The 14,454-nt window shown below is 66.0% G+C and carries 12 protein-coding genes and 1 other RNA gene; 7 read left to right on the top strand and 6 right to left on the bottom strand.

Going from position 1 to position 14,454, the window contains the following annotated elements:
* Positions 1-302 precede the first annotated feature (302 nt).
* Complete coding sequence (locus Q0D31_RS09640) at positions 303-1,436, top strand: mandelate racemase/muconate lactonizing enzyme family protein (RefSeq protein WP_291849008.1); 1,134 nt, start codon at positions 303-305, stop codon at positions 1,434-1,436.
* Positions 1,437-1,461: 25 nt separating this feature from the next.
* Here Q0D31_RS09640 and Q0D31_RS09635 read toward each other — a convergent pair whose 3' ends face one another.
* On the bottom strand, positions 1,462-2,103 hold the full coding sequence (locus tag Q0D31_RS09635) for a TetR/AcrR family transcriptional regulator (RefSeq protein ID WP_291849005.1): 642 nt from the start codon (positions 2,101-2,103) through the stop codon (positions 1,462-1,464).
* A 182-nt stretch (positions 2,104-2,285) separates the two neighbouring features.
* Between Q0D31_RS09635 and Q0D31_RS09630 the strand changes: the two genes are divergently transcribed.
* The 3 genes from Q0D31_RS09630 (at position 2,286) to Q0D31_RS09620 (ending at position 5,770) form a co-directional block, all read left to right on the top strand.
* Positions 2,286-3,575, top strand: coding sequence for an HlyD family secretion protein (locus Q0D31_RS09630; RefSeq protein ID WP_291849002.1), 1,290 nt, complete (start codon positions 2,286-2,288; stop codon positions 3,573-3,575).
* 48 nt (positions 3,576-3,623) lie between these two features.
* Positions 3,624-5,210: a DHA2 family efflux MFS transporter permease subunit gene (locus Q0D31_RS09625; RefSeq protein ID WP_291848999.1), complete on the top strand. Its 1,587-nt coding sequence runs from the start codon at positions 3,624-3,626 to the stop codon at positions 5,208-5,210.
* A gap of 161 nt (positions 5,211-5,371) precedes the next feature.
* The gene (locus tag Q0D31_RS09620) at positions 5,372-5,770 is read left to right on the top strand and encodes a hypothetical protein (RefSeq protein ID WP_291848996.1); all 399 of its coding nucleotides are present in this window, start codon (positions 5,372-5,374) and stop codon (positions 5,768-5,770) included.
* Here Q0D31_RS09620 and Q0D31_RS09615 read toward each other — a convergent pair.
* Positions 5,755-6,675, bottom strand: coding sequence for a DMT family transporter (locus Q0D31_RS09615; RefSeq protein ID WP_291848993.1), 921 nt, complete (start codon positions 6,673-6,675; stop codon positions 5,755-5,757). The genes Q0D31_RS09620 and Q0D31_RS09615 overlap by 16 nt on opposite strands.
* A 73-nt stretch (positions 6,676-6,748) precedes the next feature.
* On the bottom strand, positions 6,749-7,492 hold the full coding sequence (locus Q0D31_RS09610) for a sulfite exporter TauE/SafE family protein (RefSeq protein WP_291848989.1): 744 nt from the start codon (positions 7,490-7,492) through the stop codon (positions 6,749-6,751).
* 185 nt (positions 7,493-7,677) lie between these two features.
* On the opposite strand from Q0D31_RS09610, the gene Q0D31_RS09605 reads away from it, so the two are divergent.
* Complete coding sequence (locus Q0D31_RS09605) at positions 7,678-8,391, top strand: alpha/beta hydrolase (protein WP_291848985.1); 714 nt, start codon at positions 7,678-7,680, stop codon at positions 8,389-8,391.
* A 44-nt stretch (positions 8,392-8,435) separates the two neighbouring features.
* Here Q0D31_RS09605 and rnpB read toward each other — a convergent pair.
* Positions 8,436-8,855: RNase P RNA component class A (rnpB, locus tag Q0D31_RS09600), an RNA gene on the bottom strand.
* A gap of 148 nt (positions 8,856-9,003) precedes the next feature.
* Here rnpB and Q0D31_RS09595 point away from each other — a divergent pair.
* Entirely contained in the window at positions 9,004-9,354 is a 351-nt protein-coding gene (locus Q0D31_RS09595) for a YciI family protein (RefSeq protein ID WP_291848983.1), read from the top strand.
* Positions 9,355-9,503: 149 nt separating this feature from the next.
* Positions 9,504-10,763, top strand: coding sequence for an RNA polymerase sigma factor (locus Q0D31_RS09590; RefSeq protein WP_291848979.1), 1,260 nt, complete (start codon positions 9,504-9,506; stop codon positions 10,761-10,763).
* On the opposite strand, the gene Q0D31_RS09585 is transcribed toward Q0D31_RS09590, so the two are convergent.
* Together Q0D31_RS09585 and Q0D31_RS09580 are read right to left on the bottom strand one after the other, a co-directional pair.
* A complete protein-coding gene (locus Q0D31_RS09585) occupies positions 10,760-13,048 on the bottom strand; it encodes a heavy metal translocating P-type ATPase (protein WP_291848976.1) in 2,289 nt (762 codons plus the stop codon). The two genes, Q0D31_RS09590 and Q0D31_RS09585, sit on opposite strands and share 4 nt — an antisense overlap.
* A gap of 130 nt (positions 13,049-13,178) precedes the next feature.
* Positions 13,179-13,967, bottom strand: coding sequence for an N-acetylmuramoyl-L-alanine amidase (locus Q0D31_RS09580; protein WP_291848973.1), 789 nt, complete (start codon positions 13,965-13,967; stop codon positions 13,179-13,181).
* Positions 13,968-14,454 lie beyond the last annotated feature (487 nt).

Here is a 14,454-nt window from a genome sequence, read left to right as displayed (position 1 = left end):
ATCAAGACCACGAAAGATACGGTGATGAGGTCCGGCGAGAATAGCCGGGCTCGACCCGTGCGTCAGTGCGGATGCACCAGGAGGGCGAACAGAAGAATGATAGGCAAGGGAACGCCGACCAGCCAAAGCAGTGCCCTTCTCCAGATTTCCATCGCGCCCACCCCGTCGAAAGCGGCAACGGGTGGCCGGGGTTTTGGTTCCTCTCCCCACAAGGCAGGGGTTCCCCTTAACGTTGGGTCGTGACATCGAGACCGCCGTTGACAAGCCCGCCAAGCGGCCGAACCTGGAATGAGAACAGACCGATGAAGATCAAGGACGTCCGCACCCACATCCTTCGGGCGGCGCTTTCGCAGCCTTTCGGCTATTCGCGCGCGTGGTACGATACCCGCACCGCGATGGTCGTGGAGATCGAAACCGATGACGGCCTGATCGGCTGGGGCGAATGCTACGGCCCGGCGCCGATCACCGCCGCCGTGGTCGCGAGCCTGGCAACCCTGCTGATCGGCGCGGATCCGCTGCGCACCGATTACCTGTGGCGGAAGATCTATTCCAGCATGCGCGATCACGGCCAGAAGGGCGTCATCATCGAGGGGTTGAGCGGAATCGACATCGCGCTGTGGGACATCAAGGGAAAGCATTTCGGCGTTCCGGTCCATCGCCTGCTCGGCGGCGCGGTTCGCAGCAAGGTGCAGGCTTACGCCACCGGCCTTTACCGGCGCCGATCCGGCGATCCGCTGCGCTACTTGCCGGAGGAAGCGGCGGGTTACGTCGCGGAAGGCTTCAAGGCGGTGAAGCTCAAGGTGGGCTTCGGCGTGGAAGAAGACGCGGCGGCGACGCGCGCGGTGCGGGAAGCGATAGGGAGCGGCGTCGCATTGATGGTTGACGCCAACCACGCCTATGACGCGCCCGCGGCGATCCGTCTTGGCCGAATGATCGAGCCTTATGACATCGGCTGGTTCGAGGAGCCGGTGCCGCCGGAAGACGTCGCCGGCTACTGCGAGGTGAAATCGGCGCTGACGATTCCCGTCGCCGGCGGCGAATGCGAATTCACGCGGTTCGGTTTCCGCGATCTGCTGGTTCGCCGCGCGCTGGATATTGTCCAGCCCGACACCTGCGCGGCCGGCGGGTTGTCGGAATGCAAGAAGATCGCCGACATGGCCGAGGCGTTCGGCGTCAGGTACAATCCGCATGTCTGGGGCACGGGCATCGCGATCGCCGCATCGCTGCAACTGCTCGCCGTGCTGCCGCCGCACACCCCGCCCTCGCTGGCGCCGCTCGAGCCGATGCTGGAATTCGACCGCACCGAGCATCCGATCCGCCAGGCGCTGCTGACGCGACCGATCGAGCATGCCGGCGGCGTTGTCGCCGTGCCCGATGGCTCCGGCCTCGGCATCGAAATCGACCGCACGGCGCTGACGCGGTTCGCGGCGAGATGATGCGTCGTTGCGGGTGCCGCCAGTCTCAGACCGGCGGCGTCCGATACGCCGCCAGGAACATCCGCGTCGCGCTGTCCACCACGTGCGCGATGCGCGGGGCCGGCGGAGAGGGAGCCGCCTGAAACACGAACGGCAGGAACAGCGTCGCCTGGCACATCTGCATGAACTGCGCCGCCGCGAGCCGACAGTCGTCGATCGCAAGGTCGTTCGGCCGGACATGCGCCCGGAGGTAATCGGCGAGACGGTCGATCGTCCGCTCCAGCACGTTGACGTAGTAGCGGCTGCCGACATCCGGCATCCGTTCGGCAATCGCCATCACGGTGCGGATCGACGATCCGCCGCCGGGCCGGCACAGGAGCTGGATATAGGCCTGTCCGAACTCCCGCAGCGTGATTTCGGCATCCCGCGCCGGATCGAGGTTGAAGGTGACGCGGCCCTGTTCGATCGCCTCGGCCTCGACGATAGCTTCGAACAGGCGGCTCTTGTCGGCGAAGTAGACATAGAGCGTGCCCTTGGAGACGCCGGCCGATCGCGCGATCTCGTTCATGCTGGCCCCGTCAAAGCCCAGATTCATGAACACTTTCCGCGCGCCGTCGAGGATTTGGCGGCGCTTCGAGCCGTCCTCATCGCCGCAGGGGTCAATCGCGGTTGGCGCGGATGCAACCATTGGTTTATCTTCCCGACAAGAATATCACCCCGGATAGGCGGGGAGGCTTCTCTCACGATAGGACTCGCGTAAAGTATTTTGACCGAACCGTTCGGTCAATGTTATTGGTTGATCCAACGATGCACGAATGGGTCCGCGGCGTGGCCGCGGGCAACATGGCATCTGATTCAGGGAGGCCGGTCATGGTTGCAGCGAGGGACCAGGCTGCCCGCGCGCCTCGTTCCGGGCCGGAAGCGGCGGGCGACGACGCGGCGCGCGAGGCCATCGGCCAGCTGCGTCCGCACGCGGCGGAAGAAACCAGACGTCAGCTGGCCGCAACGCCCGGCGCTGTGGAAATCGAAGGCGTGGAAGCAGCCTCCGCCAAGGCCACCGCCGCCGCGAAACCTGGCAAGAAAAAATTCGTGATGATGGGCGTGCTTGGATCGCTGGCGCTGGCCGCTGCCGGCTACGGCGCCTATTTCGTCCTGGTCGGACGCTTCTACATCTCGACCGACGACGCCTATGTCCGCGCCAACAACACCACGCTCGGCGCCCGCGTTTCCGGCCATGTCGTGGCGATCCTGCCGCGCGACAATTCGATCGTTCGCGCCGGCGAGGTGATCTTCAGCATCGATGACGGCGACTATCGTATCGCGGTGGAAGCCGCGCGCGGCAAGATCGCGACCCAGCAGGCCACCATCGATCGCATCGGCCGTCAGGTCACGGCGCTGGAAAGCGCCGCCGAGCAGACCCGTGCGCAGCTCGCCTCCTCGGAAGCGGCGCTGAAGCGCGCCGGGCTCGACTTCGAGCGCCAGCAGGCGCTGAGCACCAAGGGGTTTGCCTCGCGCGCCACTTTCGAGGTTTCGGAAGCCGGGCGCGACCAGGGCATCGCGGCGGTGCGGTCGGCGCAGGCGGCCTATGACGCCGCGCGCGACAATGTCGAGGTGACGAAAGCGCAACAGGCCGAGGCCCGCGCCCAGCTGGCGGAGCTGCAATCGACGCTGGCCAAGGCCGAGCGCGATCTGGCCTTTACTTCCGTGCGCGCGCCGGTCGACGGCACCTTCTCCAACCGCATCGTCAATACCGGCGATTACATCCAGGCCGGGCAGCGGCTCGGCAGTCTGGTGCCGCTCAACGACGTCTTCATCGACGCCAACTACAAGGAAACCCAGCTCAAGCGCATCCGTCCGGGCCAGCCGGTGAAGATCTCGGTCGATGCCTACGGCCACCGCAAGTTCGCCGGAATCGTCGACAGCATATCGCCGGCGGCCGGCTCGGTGTTCACGCTGCTGCCGCCTGACAACGCGACCGGCAATTTCACCAAGATCGTGCAGCGCCTGCCGGTGCGCATTCGCGTGCCGAAGGAAGTGGCCAAGCAGAACCTGCTGCGCGCCGGCATGTCGGTCTATACGACGGTCGATACCCGCGAGGGCGCGGCCGACGCCGACAACGAGACCGACCTCGATGCGCCCGGGACGGTTCAACCGCAGTGATCCTTTCCAGCGCCCGGGCCGGAGCCAGGCGCCTGTTCCGGGCTGAGCATGGCTGACGCCACCACCGCACCGCCTGCCATGATGAACGCGGCGGACGCCTCCGAGCGGATTCCGCCGCGGCGGCTGCTGGCGTTTCTCATCATGGTGTTCGGGATGTTCATGTCGATCCTGGACATCCAGGTGGTCTCGGCGTCGCTGCAGCAGATTCAGGCCGGCCTCTCCGCCAGTTCCAGCGAAGTATCGTGGGTGCAGACCGCCTATTTGATCGCCGAAGTGATCGGCATTCCGCTGTCGGGATTCCTGTCGCGTGCATTCGGAACACGGCTGCTGTTTGCGGTGTCCGCCGCCGGCTTCACCATCGCAAGCCTGTTCTGCGGGCTTGCCTCGACCATCGAGCAGATGATCCTGTGGCGCGCCGTCCAGGGTTTTCTCGGCGCGGGCATGATCCCCACCGTGTTCGCCTCTGCCTACACGGTATTTCCGCGCTCCAAGTTCCACATCGTCGGCCCGATCATCGGGCTGGTCGCGACGTTGGCGCCGACGATCGGCCCGACAGTCGGCGGCTTCATCACTGACATGATGTCGTGGCACTGGCTGTTCTTCATCAACATCGTCCCCGGCATCGGCATCACCATCGGCGTGCTCGCGCTGGTCGATTTCGACAAGCCGAACTTCGCGCTGCTCGAGCAGTTCGACTGGTGGGGCCTGCTGTTCATGGCCAGTTTTCTTGGCACGCTCGAATATGTGCTGGAAGAGGGCCAGCAGGTCCAGTGGCTGCAGGACACCTCGGTTGCGGTCTGCGCGGCGATCTGCGCGGTTTCGGCGATCGCCTTCTTCTGGCGCGTGCTCAGCGTCAAGGAGCCGATCGTCGACATCAGGACCTTCGCCGACCGCAATTTCGGCCTCGGCTGCCTGATCTCGTTCTGCGTCGGTATCGGCCTCTACGGCCTGACCTACATGTATCCGCGCTATCTCGCCGAAGTGCGCGGCTACAGCCCGCTGATGATCGGCGAAACCATGTTCGTCTCCGGCGTCGCCATGTTCATCACCGCGCCGATCGTGGGGCGGCTGATGCTCAAATACGACATGCGCTACCTGATCGCGATCGGCCTCGCACTGTTCGCGCTCGGCACCTACCAGATGACCTGGATCACCAAGGAGTATGATTTCTACGAACTGCTGGTTCCGCAGATCCTGCGCGGGGTTGGCATGATGCTGGCGATGGTGCCGACCAATACCATCGCGCTCGGGACGCTGGCGCCGGAGCGGGTCAAGAACGCCTCCGGCCTGTTCAACCTGACCCGCAATCTCGGCGGCGCCGTGGGACTGGCCCTCATCAACCAGGTTCTGAACGAGCGCACCGACCTGCACCTCTCGCGGCTGCATGATCGCGTCAACTGGGGCAACGCCGCGGCGGTCGAAGCCCTCAACACGCTGACCCAGCGCATGCAGGGCATGGGCGACGCCGCGCTGATGGCGATGAAGCAGTTGTCGCTGATCGTCCGCCGCCAGGCGGCGGTGATGGGCTATGGCGATGCCTTCTTCATGATGACGGTATTCTATTTCGGTCTCTGTCTGCTGGTGCTGTTCATGAAGAAGCCTTCCGCGACGGTCGCCGGCGGCGACGCGCACTAGAGCGAGATGACTGTTCTTCGAATCGTCATCTCGCTCTGGTTTCTTGTTTGAGTATGATCTTCGCGGAAAACCGCTACACGCTTTTCCGGATCATGCTCTGACGGCTGTTGCAGTCCCGATCGGTGTCGGACTATCTTTCCGGCATTGAGAGGGCCTGCGTGATGCGTTGGTTTCGTCGGGATCGTCCGCCGGACGCCTGGGAACACATCGACGATCAGCCGTTGGGCGATATCGGCGCGGCGCAGAAGATTCGCGAGATTTGCGCCGCCGCCGACGTGATCGCTGAAAAGCTGGCGGGCGCCGGCGGGCGCAGCGCCGGACAGGTGCTCGCCGCCGACGCCGAGCGATACCAGGCCGCCGTCAAGCGCGCGCTGGAGGTCGCCATGAAGATTTCCGACGACGGCATGCGCGACGTCGCGCTTGGCCAAATCATCCGGTTAAGCGTGAAGGTGGATCACATGAAGACGGCCCGGGCGCTGCTTCGGGCCGTCCGGTCCGAGAAGATGCGGGCCGAGCTGATGGCGGAAAGTCCGGCGCTGGCCGCTCACGACGCCGGCTGAGGCGGCGCGCGGTCCTGCTGCGGCGGCGCCTGTCCGCGCATCCGGGTCGAGATCGCAACCGTCGCCACGACGGCGGCGGCGAACAGCAGGATTTGCAGCGTGATGCTCTCGTCGTTGAACAGCGCCGCCAGCGCAAAGGTGACGAAGGGCTGCAGCAACTGGACCTGGGAGACCCGCGCGATGCCGCCGATCGCCATGCCGGCGTTCCATGCGAAGAACCCGATCCATTGCGAGAACAGCGCGACATAGAGCAGGCCCAGCCATGGCGCGGGCGCGATCCGGGTGATGTCTTCCGGCACGGTCAGCGCGGCCGCGGGAATCGACAGCGGCAGCGCGATGACGAGAACCCAGCTGATGACTTCCCAGCCCGGCATCTGCGACGTGAGGCGCCCGGAAAACGCGTAGCCGATCGCGGCGACCGCTACGGAAGCAAACAGAAACAGATCGCCCGCGACCAGCGCGCCGCCGCCTTGTCGCAGCGCGAACGCGATGACAAGCCCAGCGCCGGCAACCGAGGCGACCCAGAACAGCGGCCGCGGCCGCTCATGGGTGATGGCGACCGCGACCAGCGCGGTGGCGATCGGCAACACGCCCAGCACCACGCCGCCATGCGAGGCGTCGACCCGCTGCATCCCGAGCGACATCAGAAGCGGAAACAGGATGGCGACGCAGAGCATGGCTAGCGCCAGTTGCGGCCACAGGTTGCGCGGCGGCAACGGGCGCCGCAGCCAGACGAGCAGCGCCAGCGAGCACAGGCCCGCGATCGCGGTGCGCAGCGAAGTCAGGGCAATCGGATCAATTTGCGAAACCGCAATCCGCGTTGCCGGCAGCGTGCCGCCGAAAATCAGCACGCCGATGAAGCCGAGCAGCAGACCGAGGCGTTGGCGCGAGGCGGAAGAATCCATGACGCGATCTGGTTAGCCGCTCCGCCGGCCAGCGTACAGCAAACTACTCGGAGCACATGGCGGCCATGCGCTGCTAGCTCGGAGCAATGCTGCTCCACACCAGCCCCGCGCCGGACAGAAACAGCAGCGCCAGCACCACGTCGTAGAAATTCCGGTCGCTCAAGGCCTGGTAGGCGCGCATGCCAAGCCAGGCGCCGACCAGCGTGCCCGGCAGCGCCAGCAGCGCCAGCCAGAACACCTCAACCTTGACGAACCCGCTGGCGATCTGCAGGCACAACGCGGCGCCAAGCACGGAGCCGTTGAAGATCTGGAACACGCCGCGGCGTTGATCCTTGGTCCAGCCGCGCACGCTGGCCCACAAGGTCGGCAGCGGTCCCGACAGGCCGGCAAGGCCGCCGAGGATGCCGCCGGCGAATCCGACCGCGGCGTCGGCCGGCCGGCCGCCGAAACCGAACGCCATCGGCGTGCGGATGAAATACAGCGCCGCGGGAAACACCAGCAGCATGACGCCGACACTGAGTTTGAAGGTTTGCGGATCGGCGCGGGTAACCAGCAGCGCCCCGATCGGCATCCCGGCCAGTCCGCCGGCCACGAACGGCAGCGCGAGCTTGAAGTCGAGCAGCCGCCACATCGACCGCAGCGTCGAAAGCTGCGAACTGACCGAGCAGATCAGGACCAGCGGCACCGCGATGGCCGGGGGCAAGACATAGAGCCAGATTCCCAGTGCCATCAGCGCGGTGCCGAAGCCGGCCAGCCCGGAGACGAAACCGCCGGCCAGCGCGCCCGCCAGCAGGATCGCATAGGTGACCGCGTCCATTCGATGTTTCCCTGTCATTCCGGGGCGCATCGAAGATGCGGACCCGGAATCTCGAGATTCCGGGTCTGGTCCTTCGGACCATCCCGGAATGACGATGGTGAGATTTCCGGCGACGTTTACACGTCGGCCCGTCACGCTACTATCGCCCTCCAAGTCTTCAACCACAACATCATGGAAACGCGCCAATGAGCTCAGCCTCCTCGAAAACCTTTCTGGTTTGCCACGGCGCATGGTCGGCCGGTTGGGCCTGGAAGAAGATGCACCCGCTGATGCAGGCGGCCGGACACCGGCTGGTCACCCCGAGCTACACCGGTCTCGGCGAGCGCGCGCATCTGGCCAACCCTTCGATCGACCTGGATACGCACATCGAGGATGTGCTCAACGTCATCAAATACGAGGATCTGCGCGACATCGTGCTGGTTGGCCACAGCTATGGCGGCATGGTCGCGACCGGCGTCGCCGACCGCGCCCGCGACAAGGTCAGGCAACTCATCTATATCGACGCTTTCGTCCCCGACGACGGCCAGTCGTTGCTGGATTTGAACCAGGCGGCTGTGCTGCGGATGCAGGAGCTGGCCAAGGCCGGCGGCTGGCGGGTGCCGCCGAACCCGACGCCGCCCGACACCTCGCCGGCCGACGTCGAGTGGCTCTCGACGCGCCGCGTCGACATGCCGATCAAATGCTTCGAGACCAGGCTCAGGCTGCGGGGCGGTCCGCTGACGCTGCCGCGAAGCTACATCTACGCCACGCGGATTACGCCGGCCGACACCTTCGGTCCGTTCGCCAGGATGGCCAAGGGCGATCCCGCCTGGAGCTACCACGAGATCGACGCCAGCCATTCGCCGAACGTCACCGCGCCGGAAGCGCTGATGGCGCTGCTGCAGAAGATCGCGGCCTAAATGGCGAGGGGTCCGGCGCGTCACGCCGGACCCCTCATGGTCTAGATATCAGCCAGCCTGTAAGCCGGGTTCTGTAGGGCATCGCCCCGCTTGCACGGGACGATACGTGACGGCCATTCCTCTGGGGCCATGCTTGCGCAGGGCCTCGAGCAACCTACCCGGACGGCGAGCCTGACATCGCCCTGCGGGTGTTATCGCTTGCGCGAACAGCCCGCGTTGCCGTCCCTATTCGGTTTTGCTCCCGGTGTGGTTTGCCATGCCGTCTCCGTTGCCGGAAACGCGGTGCGCTCTTACCGCACCTTTTCACCCTTGCTCCGTCCGAGGACGGGGCGGTTCGTTCTCTGTGGCACTTTCCCTGGGGTCGCCCCCGCCGGACGTTATCCGGCACCGTATGTCGATGGAGCCCGGACTTTCCTCCCCCGCAGCCTTTCGACCGTAGCGGGAGCGGCCGTCCGGCCGACTGACGCCCTAGGCATGGGGGTTTCGGCCCGCCGGGTCAAGCCGGGAACGGCTTCGGCCCGGGCCAAAATAAATTATCCTGAACCTGTCGTTTCGCGGCAGGCCGGTTCGACCGGTTGTCGGCGATCCCGCCGATCAAGAGGAGTATCCGCAATGCAGTACCTGCTGATGATCTATGAGAACGAGGCCGAGGCGGCGAAAATGGATGCGGCGACGGGAAAGAAGATGATGGAGGAATACGGCGTCTTCACCCAGTCGATCATCCAGAGCGGCAACTTCAAGGCCGGGGACCGGCTGCAGGACACCCACACCGCGACCACCGTGCGGGTCCGCGACGGCAAGACGCTGACCACCGACGGCCCGTTCGCGGAAACCCGCGAGCAGCTCGGCGGCTATTACCTGATCGAGGCCAAAGACCTCAATGCGGCGCTGGCGATCGCGGCGCGGATTCCCGGCGCGCGGACCGGTTCGATCGAGGTGCGGCCGATCTGGGTGTATGATTGATGGGGAGGCCGTCATTCCGGGGCGCGAAGCGAACCTCAGATGCGCGACTGCGCATCGGGGAATCTCGAGATTCTCAGGTGCGCAGTTGCGCACCGCAGTTCGATGCTTCGCATCGCCCCGGAATGACGGCCCTCGGGTATTGCAATCGCATGACACCTCGCGACATCGAAAAAACATTTCGCGACGAGGCGGGGCGGGCGCTGGCGACCCTGATCCGCCTCGTCGGCGATTTCGATCTGGCGGAAGATGCCTTGCAGGATGCGTTTGCGGCGGCGCTGGAACGCTGGCCCGCCGTGGGTCTACCGTCCAATCCGCGCGCCTGGCTGGTGAATGTCGGCCGCAACAAGGCGATCGATCGCGTTCGCCGCAACATCGTGTTCAGGGGTAAGCGGCACGAACTGACGCATGAGTTGCTGCTCAACGCGTCGGCGCCATGCGAGGCCGCGGACAGCGCGCTCGACGACGACATGCTGCGGTTGATCTTCACGTGCTGCCATCCTTCCTTTGCAGCCGAGGTGCAGGTCGCCCTGACGCTGCGCACGGTGTGCGGGCTGACCACGGTCGAGGTTGGACGGGCGTTTCTTGTCGGCGAAGGCGCGATGGCGCAGCGACTGCTGCGCGCCAAGCAGAAAATCCGCCTGGCCGGCATCCCCTATGAGGTGCCGGAGCGCGAAGCGCTGGCGCCGCGGCTGCACGGCGTGCTGGCCGTGATCTATCTCGTGTTCACCGAAGGCTACGCCGCAACCGCCGGCGAAGACCTGATGCGGCCGGATCTCGCGCGCGAAGCGATCCGGCTGGCGCGGCTGCTTGACGCCCTGATGCCCGGGCGCGGCGAGGTCAAGGGTCTGCTGGCCCTGATGCTGTTGCACGATTCACGGCGCGCCGGCCGGGCGAGCGCCGATGGCGACATCCTGTTGCTGGAGCAGCAGGACCGAAGGCTGTGGGATCGCAATCAGATATCGGAAGGTTTGCAGCTCGTGGATGAAGTGCTGAAGATGCCGGGCCGGCCGCAACCCTATGCGGTCCAGGCGGCGATCGCCGCGCTGCATGCCCGCGCCGGAAGTTACGAGGATACCGACTGGCCGCAGATCGCCGGACTCTACGAAGTGCTGCTGCGGATCAGCCCGTCCCCCGTCGTCGAACTCAATCACGCCGCGGCGGTCTCGATGGTGGACGGGCCGGCGCGGGCGCTCGACCTGGTCAGCGCGCTGGAAGCGCGCGGCAAACTGAAGGGCTACGAATTGCTGCCCGCGGTGCGCGCCGACCTGCTGCGCCGGCTGGGGCGGAACGAGGCGGCGCGCGAGGCGTATCTGAAGGCAACGGCGGCGACGCAACTCGGGCCTTTAAGGCGGCTTTACGAACGACGCATTGCGGAGCTCGATTGCAAGGGGCCTAGCCGGAGGGCCTAGCGCGCGGCGACGGCCTCGTAGATGTCCTCTTCCTGTGCCGTGTGAAGCCGCACCAGGGTCTCTATCGCCTCGATCAGCCGCTGTGCGTCGCGAATGAGATAGCGGTCGATGTCTTCCGACGGCAACTCCTTCGCCACGGAGGCGAGCAGCCGGGCAAGATGCAGTATCTCGCGGTGCGCCCGGCTCATCGCCGAAAGCCCATGGGTTTCCCGCAGCACCCTGGCGAGTTGAGGATAAACGTGGCCCTCGTCGTCGCGCTCATGCGCAACCACCTTGTCGCGAACCAGAAGATTCGCTTCGGCAATCAGCGCGGCGGCGCGTTCGGGGATGGCATCGTCGAGAGCGTCCACGATAGACCGCAGCCGGTCGAGACTGCGGAGCAGTTCGAGATGATTGTGATGCAGTTCGCGGCCCGCGGCAGCGGTCATGCTTCTGCCGCTGCCGATGCCTGCCGGCTTGAGCGCACGCAGCGCATTGAGGATCACGGCAACGTCGATCAGCTCCTGAAGGATGGCGGCCGGCACCGGCATCAGCCCGCCGAGCGCCGCCGCCAGCATGGCAAGCATCGAGAGTCCCATCCCCACGATGATGCTTTGGATGGCGATGTGCCGGGCGCGCCGCGCGATCGCGATCGCCTCGCCGACCCGATCGAGGCGGTCGGCGAGAATAACCACATCCGCTGCTTCCGAAGATGCGCTGGCGCCACGCGCGCCGAGGGCGATCCCGACGTCGGCCGACGCCAGCGCCGGCGCATCGTTGATACCATCGCCGACCATGATGGTCGGATGCAGCCGCTGCTCGGAGCGCACCGCATCGACCTTGTCGGAAGGAACACGTTCCGCGAGCACGCCATCCAGATCGAGCGCGGCGCCGATCGCCTGCGCCGCGGCGGCGCGGTCGCCGGTGACCATCAGGATTCGCGCAATGCCAGCCTCGCGCAGCAGGCGGATCGCCCGCGGCGTGTCGGAGCGCAGTTCGTCGGCCAGCAGCAATGCACCGACCGGCCGCCCTTCGACCGCGATGAAGACGATAAGCGCCGATCGCCATGAAGCGCGCCGCATGGCCCGAATTGCCCAATCGGCGACGCGCTCTCCGGTGAAGACCATCTCGCGCGAACCGGCGATGACATGCCGTCCGCCGATGATGCCTTGCAGCCCCGAGCCCATGGATTCCCTGACCTCTTCGGGTAGTTCGAGCTTGAGGCCGCGATCGGCCGCTGCCTCGACGATGGCGTTGGCAATCACATGATGCGACGCCTGCTCCAGCGAGGCGCCCAGCATCAATATCTCGTCAGCGGTCTCGCCGGGTGCCACTTCGACGGAGAGCAGTCGCGCTCCGCCGACCGTCAGCGTCCCGGTCTTGTCGAACAGCACGGTATGCGCGCGCGCCAGCGCCTCCAGCGGCCCGCCGCCCTTGATGAGGATGCCGCGCCGCGCGGCTTGCGCCACGCCCGCGATGAAGGCGATCGGCGCCGCCAGGATGAGCGGACACGGTGTTGCCGCAACCAATACGGCGAGGCTGCGAAGCAGATCGCCCGAGATCAGCCAGGCGACGAGCGCGAGCGCCAGAGTGACCGGCAGGAAGATCAGCGCATAGCGGTCGGCCAGCCGCACGAACGGTGCCTTGGCGGTCTGCGCCGCGGTCACCAGCCGCACGATGCCAGCATAGGTGCTCTCGCCGGCGATAGCGGACACCGACATCTCGAAGGTCTCGCCGGCGTTCAACGAGCCGGAAAAGATGGCGGCGCCGCGTGCCTTGGCAACCGGAATCGGTTCGCCCGTAAGTGCCGATTCGTCGACCGTCGCAGCGTTCGAGTTGATCACGCCGTCGACAGGTACGACTTCACCCGCATGCACCAGCAACCGGTCGCCGACGGCGATCGTGGAGATCGGTACCTCCTCGATGCGGCCCTCGGCAAGGCGATGCGCCTGCCGGGGCGCGCGGTCGACCAGCGATCGCAAGTCACGCTTGGCCCGGGCAACGGCGATATCCTCGAGCACGTTGCCGCCGGAATACATCAGCGCCACGACGGCCCCGGCCAGCGGCTGGCCGAGCGCGATCGCTGCACCCATCGATACCAGCGCGATCGCATCTACGCCGAGCCGCCCGGCCAACAGGTCGCGCACAATAGAAACCGCCAATCCCGCGATGACGGGCAAGGTTGCTAGCGTCCAGCAGAGATCGGCGTACGCCGGCCGGCCAGCCAGCGCGGCGGCAAGTCCGGCTGCTAGTCCGGTGAGCGCGATCGCGACCAGTGTCCATCGCATGACGCGCTCAAATGACATCAGCCCATTCCGCGATCGTCCCGTTTCCGGCTTGTCGCCGAAAATGGGTCATTCGCCTTTGAGGGAAATCAACCGACGCTCGGGCTGGTACGCTGTTATCGGCGGACGAAGGGCTTCTGGCCGCAAGGAATTACTTCGCCGTGAGCACAGTCGTCGCCGCATCCGCCGGCAAGCTCGCCAGCAGGGCATGCAGCGTGCTGACGGTCGAATGATCGGCGACGCCGTCGATCCGCGCGGGGCGGAAGTGGCGCTGGAACGCGGCCACGACTTCCAGGGTGGCGGCGTCGAACTTGCCGTGGGTCGGCACGTTGTAGCCGTAGCGCGCCAGCGCCGCCTGCAGGCCGGCGACATCGTCGCTGATGCTGCCGGGCCTGAGCGTTTCGCCGCGCACGATCGGCGCCGGCTGCACCCAATGGCCCACGCCGGAATTGGCCAGCGAATGCCACGGAAACTTTTCGCCGGGATCCTTCTTGCGTCCCGGCGCAACGTCGGAATGCGCGAGCACTCGGTGCGAGGGCACCTTGCGGCGGAGCATGATGCCGCGGCACAGCGCGATCACCGCGGCGATCTGGCGCAGCGGAAAGTCCGGATAGCCCCAGTCATGGCCGCGGTTGACGATCTCGATCCCGATCGAGCAGGAGTTGATGTCTTGCTCGCCGGCCCAGCAGGATGCGCCGGCGTGCCAGGCGCGCTTGCTCTCCGGCACGCACTGCACGATGCGGCCGTCCTCCAGCACGATGTAATGCGCGGAAACGTCGGTGCCGGGGGCGCAGAGCCGGGCGATCGCGCCTTCGACGTCCGGCATGCCGGTGTAGTGCAGCACGATCATGTCGGCGAGGCGGCCGTTGTTGCGGTCGCCGTAGTTCGCCGACGGAATGACATCCGAGGCAATCGAGGTGTCGGGGATGAAGCTCTGCATACCGGCGTTGGCCCCGGGAAGCGGAAGGGCGCGTTGACGCTTTGAATCAATACCAGCAGATGCGAACGTACCAGAAGTCATTTCTCGAACTCAAACCGGGCAAGACAACGGCAACTCTGCGTTCCCGAGCGATAACGCTGTTTACTATTCCTTTACCCTGCGGCCGGCGCAATCCGGCAAAGCTGTTCTATCCCCGCCTTTCGACGGAACGCCTGGCGCCGGCAAAAGCACGCTGAAGCAGGCGCCGACCATCAACGCTTTCTTAACGCTGGGTGCCGTTACTAAGTGGTGAAGAGCCGAACCGGCGTCGGGGACGGCGGAGGCCCTCTTTCACGCCCGAAACGCCATGGCAGCCCAGCAAGTTCCCTTCGGAATACAGCCATGGCGGGGCCGGGCAGGGAACGGCGATCGCGCCGGGCCGCGGCTCATTGGCCGGACAAGGCCGGCAAAGCGCGGAGGTTTGAGGCGCAATGGGCCCGTTCGCTGT

The organism is Bradyrhizobium sp. (assembly GCF_022844465.1).
Taxonomy (GTDB): Bacteria; Pseudomonadota; Alphaproteobacteria; order Rhizobiales; family Xanthobacteraceae; genus Bradyrhizobium.
Note: the sequence above shows the minus strand (reverse complement) of the source record. Positions and strands in the feature narration are given on the sequence as shown.

What these genes read in the sequence shown, in the direction of transcription:
- Q0D31_RS09585 (WP_291848976.1), bottom strand. Translation starts at nt 13,048, where the DNA reads ATGTCATTTGAGCGCGTCATGCGATGGACACTGGTCGCGATCGCGCTC.
- Q0D31_RS09580 (WP_291848973.1), bottom strand. Translation starts at nt 13,967, where the DNA reads ATGCAGAGCTTCATCCCCGACACCTCGATTGCCTCGGATGTCATTCCG.
- Q0D31_RS09630 (WP_291849002.1), top strand. Translation starts at nt 2,286, where the DNA reads ATGGTTGCAGCGAGGGACCAGGCTGCCCGCGCGCCTCGTTCCGGGCCG.
- Q0D31_RS09610 (WP_291848989.1), bottom strand. Translation starts at nt 7,492, where the DNA reads ATGGACGCGGTCACCTATGCGATCCTGCTGGCGGGCGCGCTGGCCGGC.
- Q0D31_RS09640 (WP_291849008.1), top strand. Translation starts at nt 303, where the DNA reads ATGAAGATCAAGGACGTCCGCACCCACATCCTTCGGGCGGCGCTTTCG.
- Q0D31_RS09620 (WP_291848996.1), top strand. Translation starts at nt 5,372, where the DNA reads ATGCGTTGGTTTCGTCGGGATCGTCCGCCGGACGCCTGGGAACACATC.
- Q0D31_RS09635 (WP_291849005.1), bottom strand. Translation starts at nt 2,103, where the DNA reads ATGGTTGCATCCGCGCCAACCGCGATTGACCCCTGCGGCGATGAGGAC.
- Q0D31_RS09615 (WP_291848993.1), bottom strand. Translation starts at nt 6,675, where the DNA reads ATGGATTCTTCCGCCTCGCGCCAACGCCTCGGTCTGCTGCTCGGCTTC.
- Q0D31_RS09590 (WP_291848979.1), top strand. Translation starts at nt 9,504, where the DNA reads ATGACACCTCGCGACATCGAAAAAACATTTCGCGACGAGGCGGGGCGG.
- Q0D31_RS09625 (WP_291848999.1), top strand. Translation starts at nt 3,624, where the DNA reads ATGGCTGACGCCACCACCGCACCGCCTGCCATGATGAACGCGGCGGAC.
- Q0D31_RS09605 (WP_291848985.1), top strand. Translation starts at nt 7,678, where the DNA reads ATGAGCTCAGCCTCCTCGAAAACCTTTCTGGTTTGCCACGGCGCATGG.
- Q0D31_RS09595 (WP_291848983.1), top strand. Translation starts at nt 9,004, where the DNA reads ATGCAGTACCTGCTGATGATCTATGAGAACGAGGCCGAGGCGGCGAAA.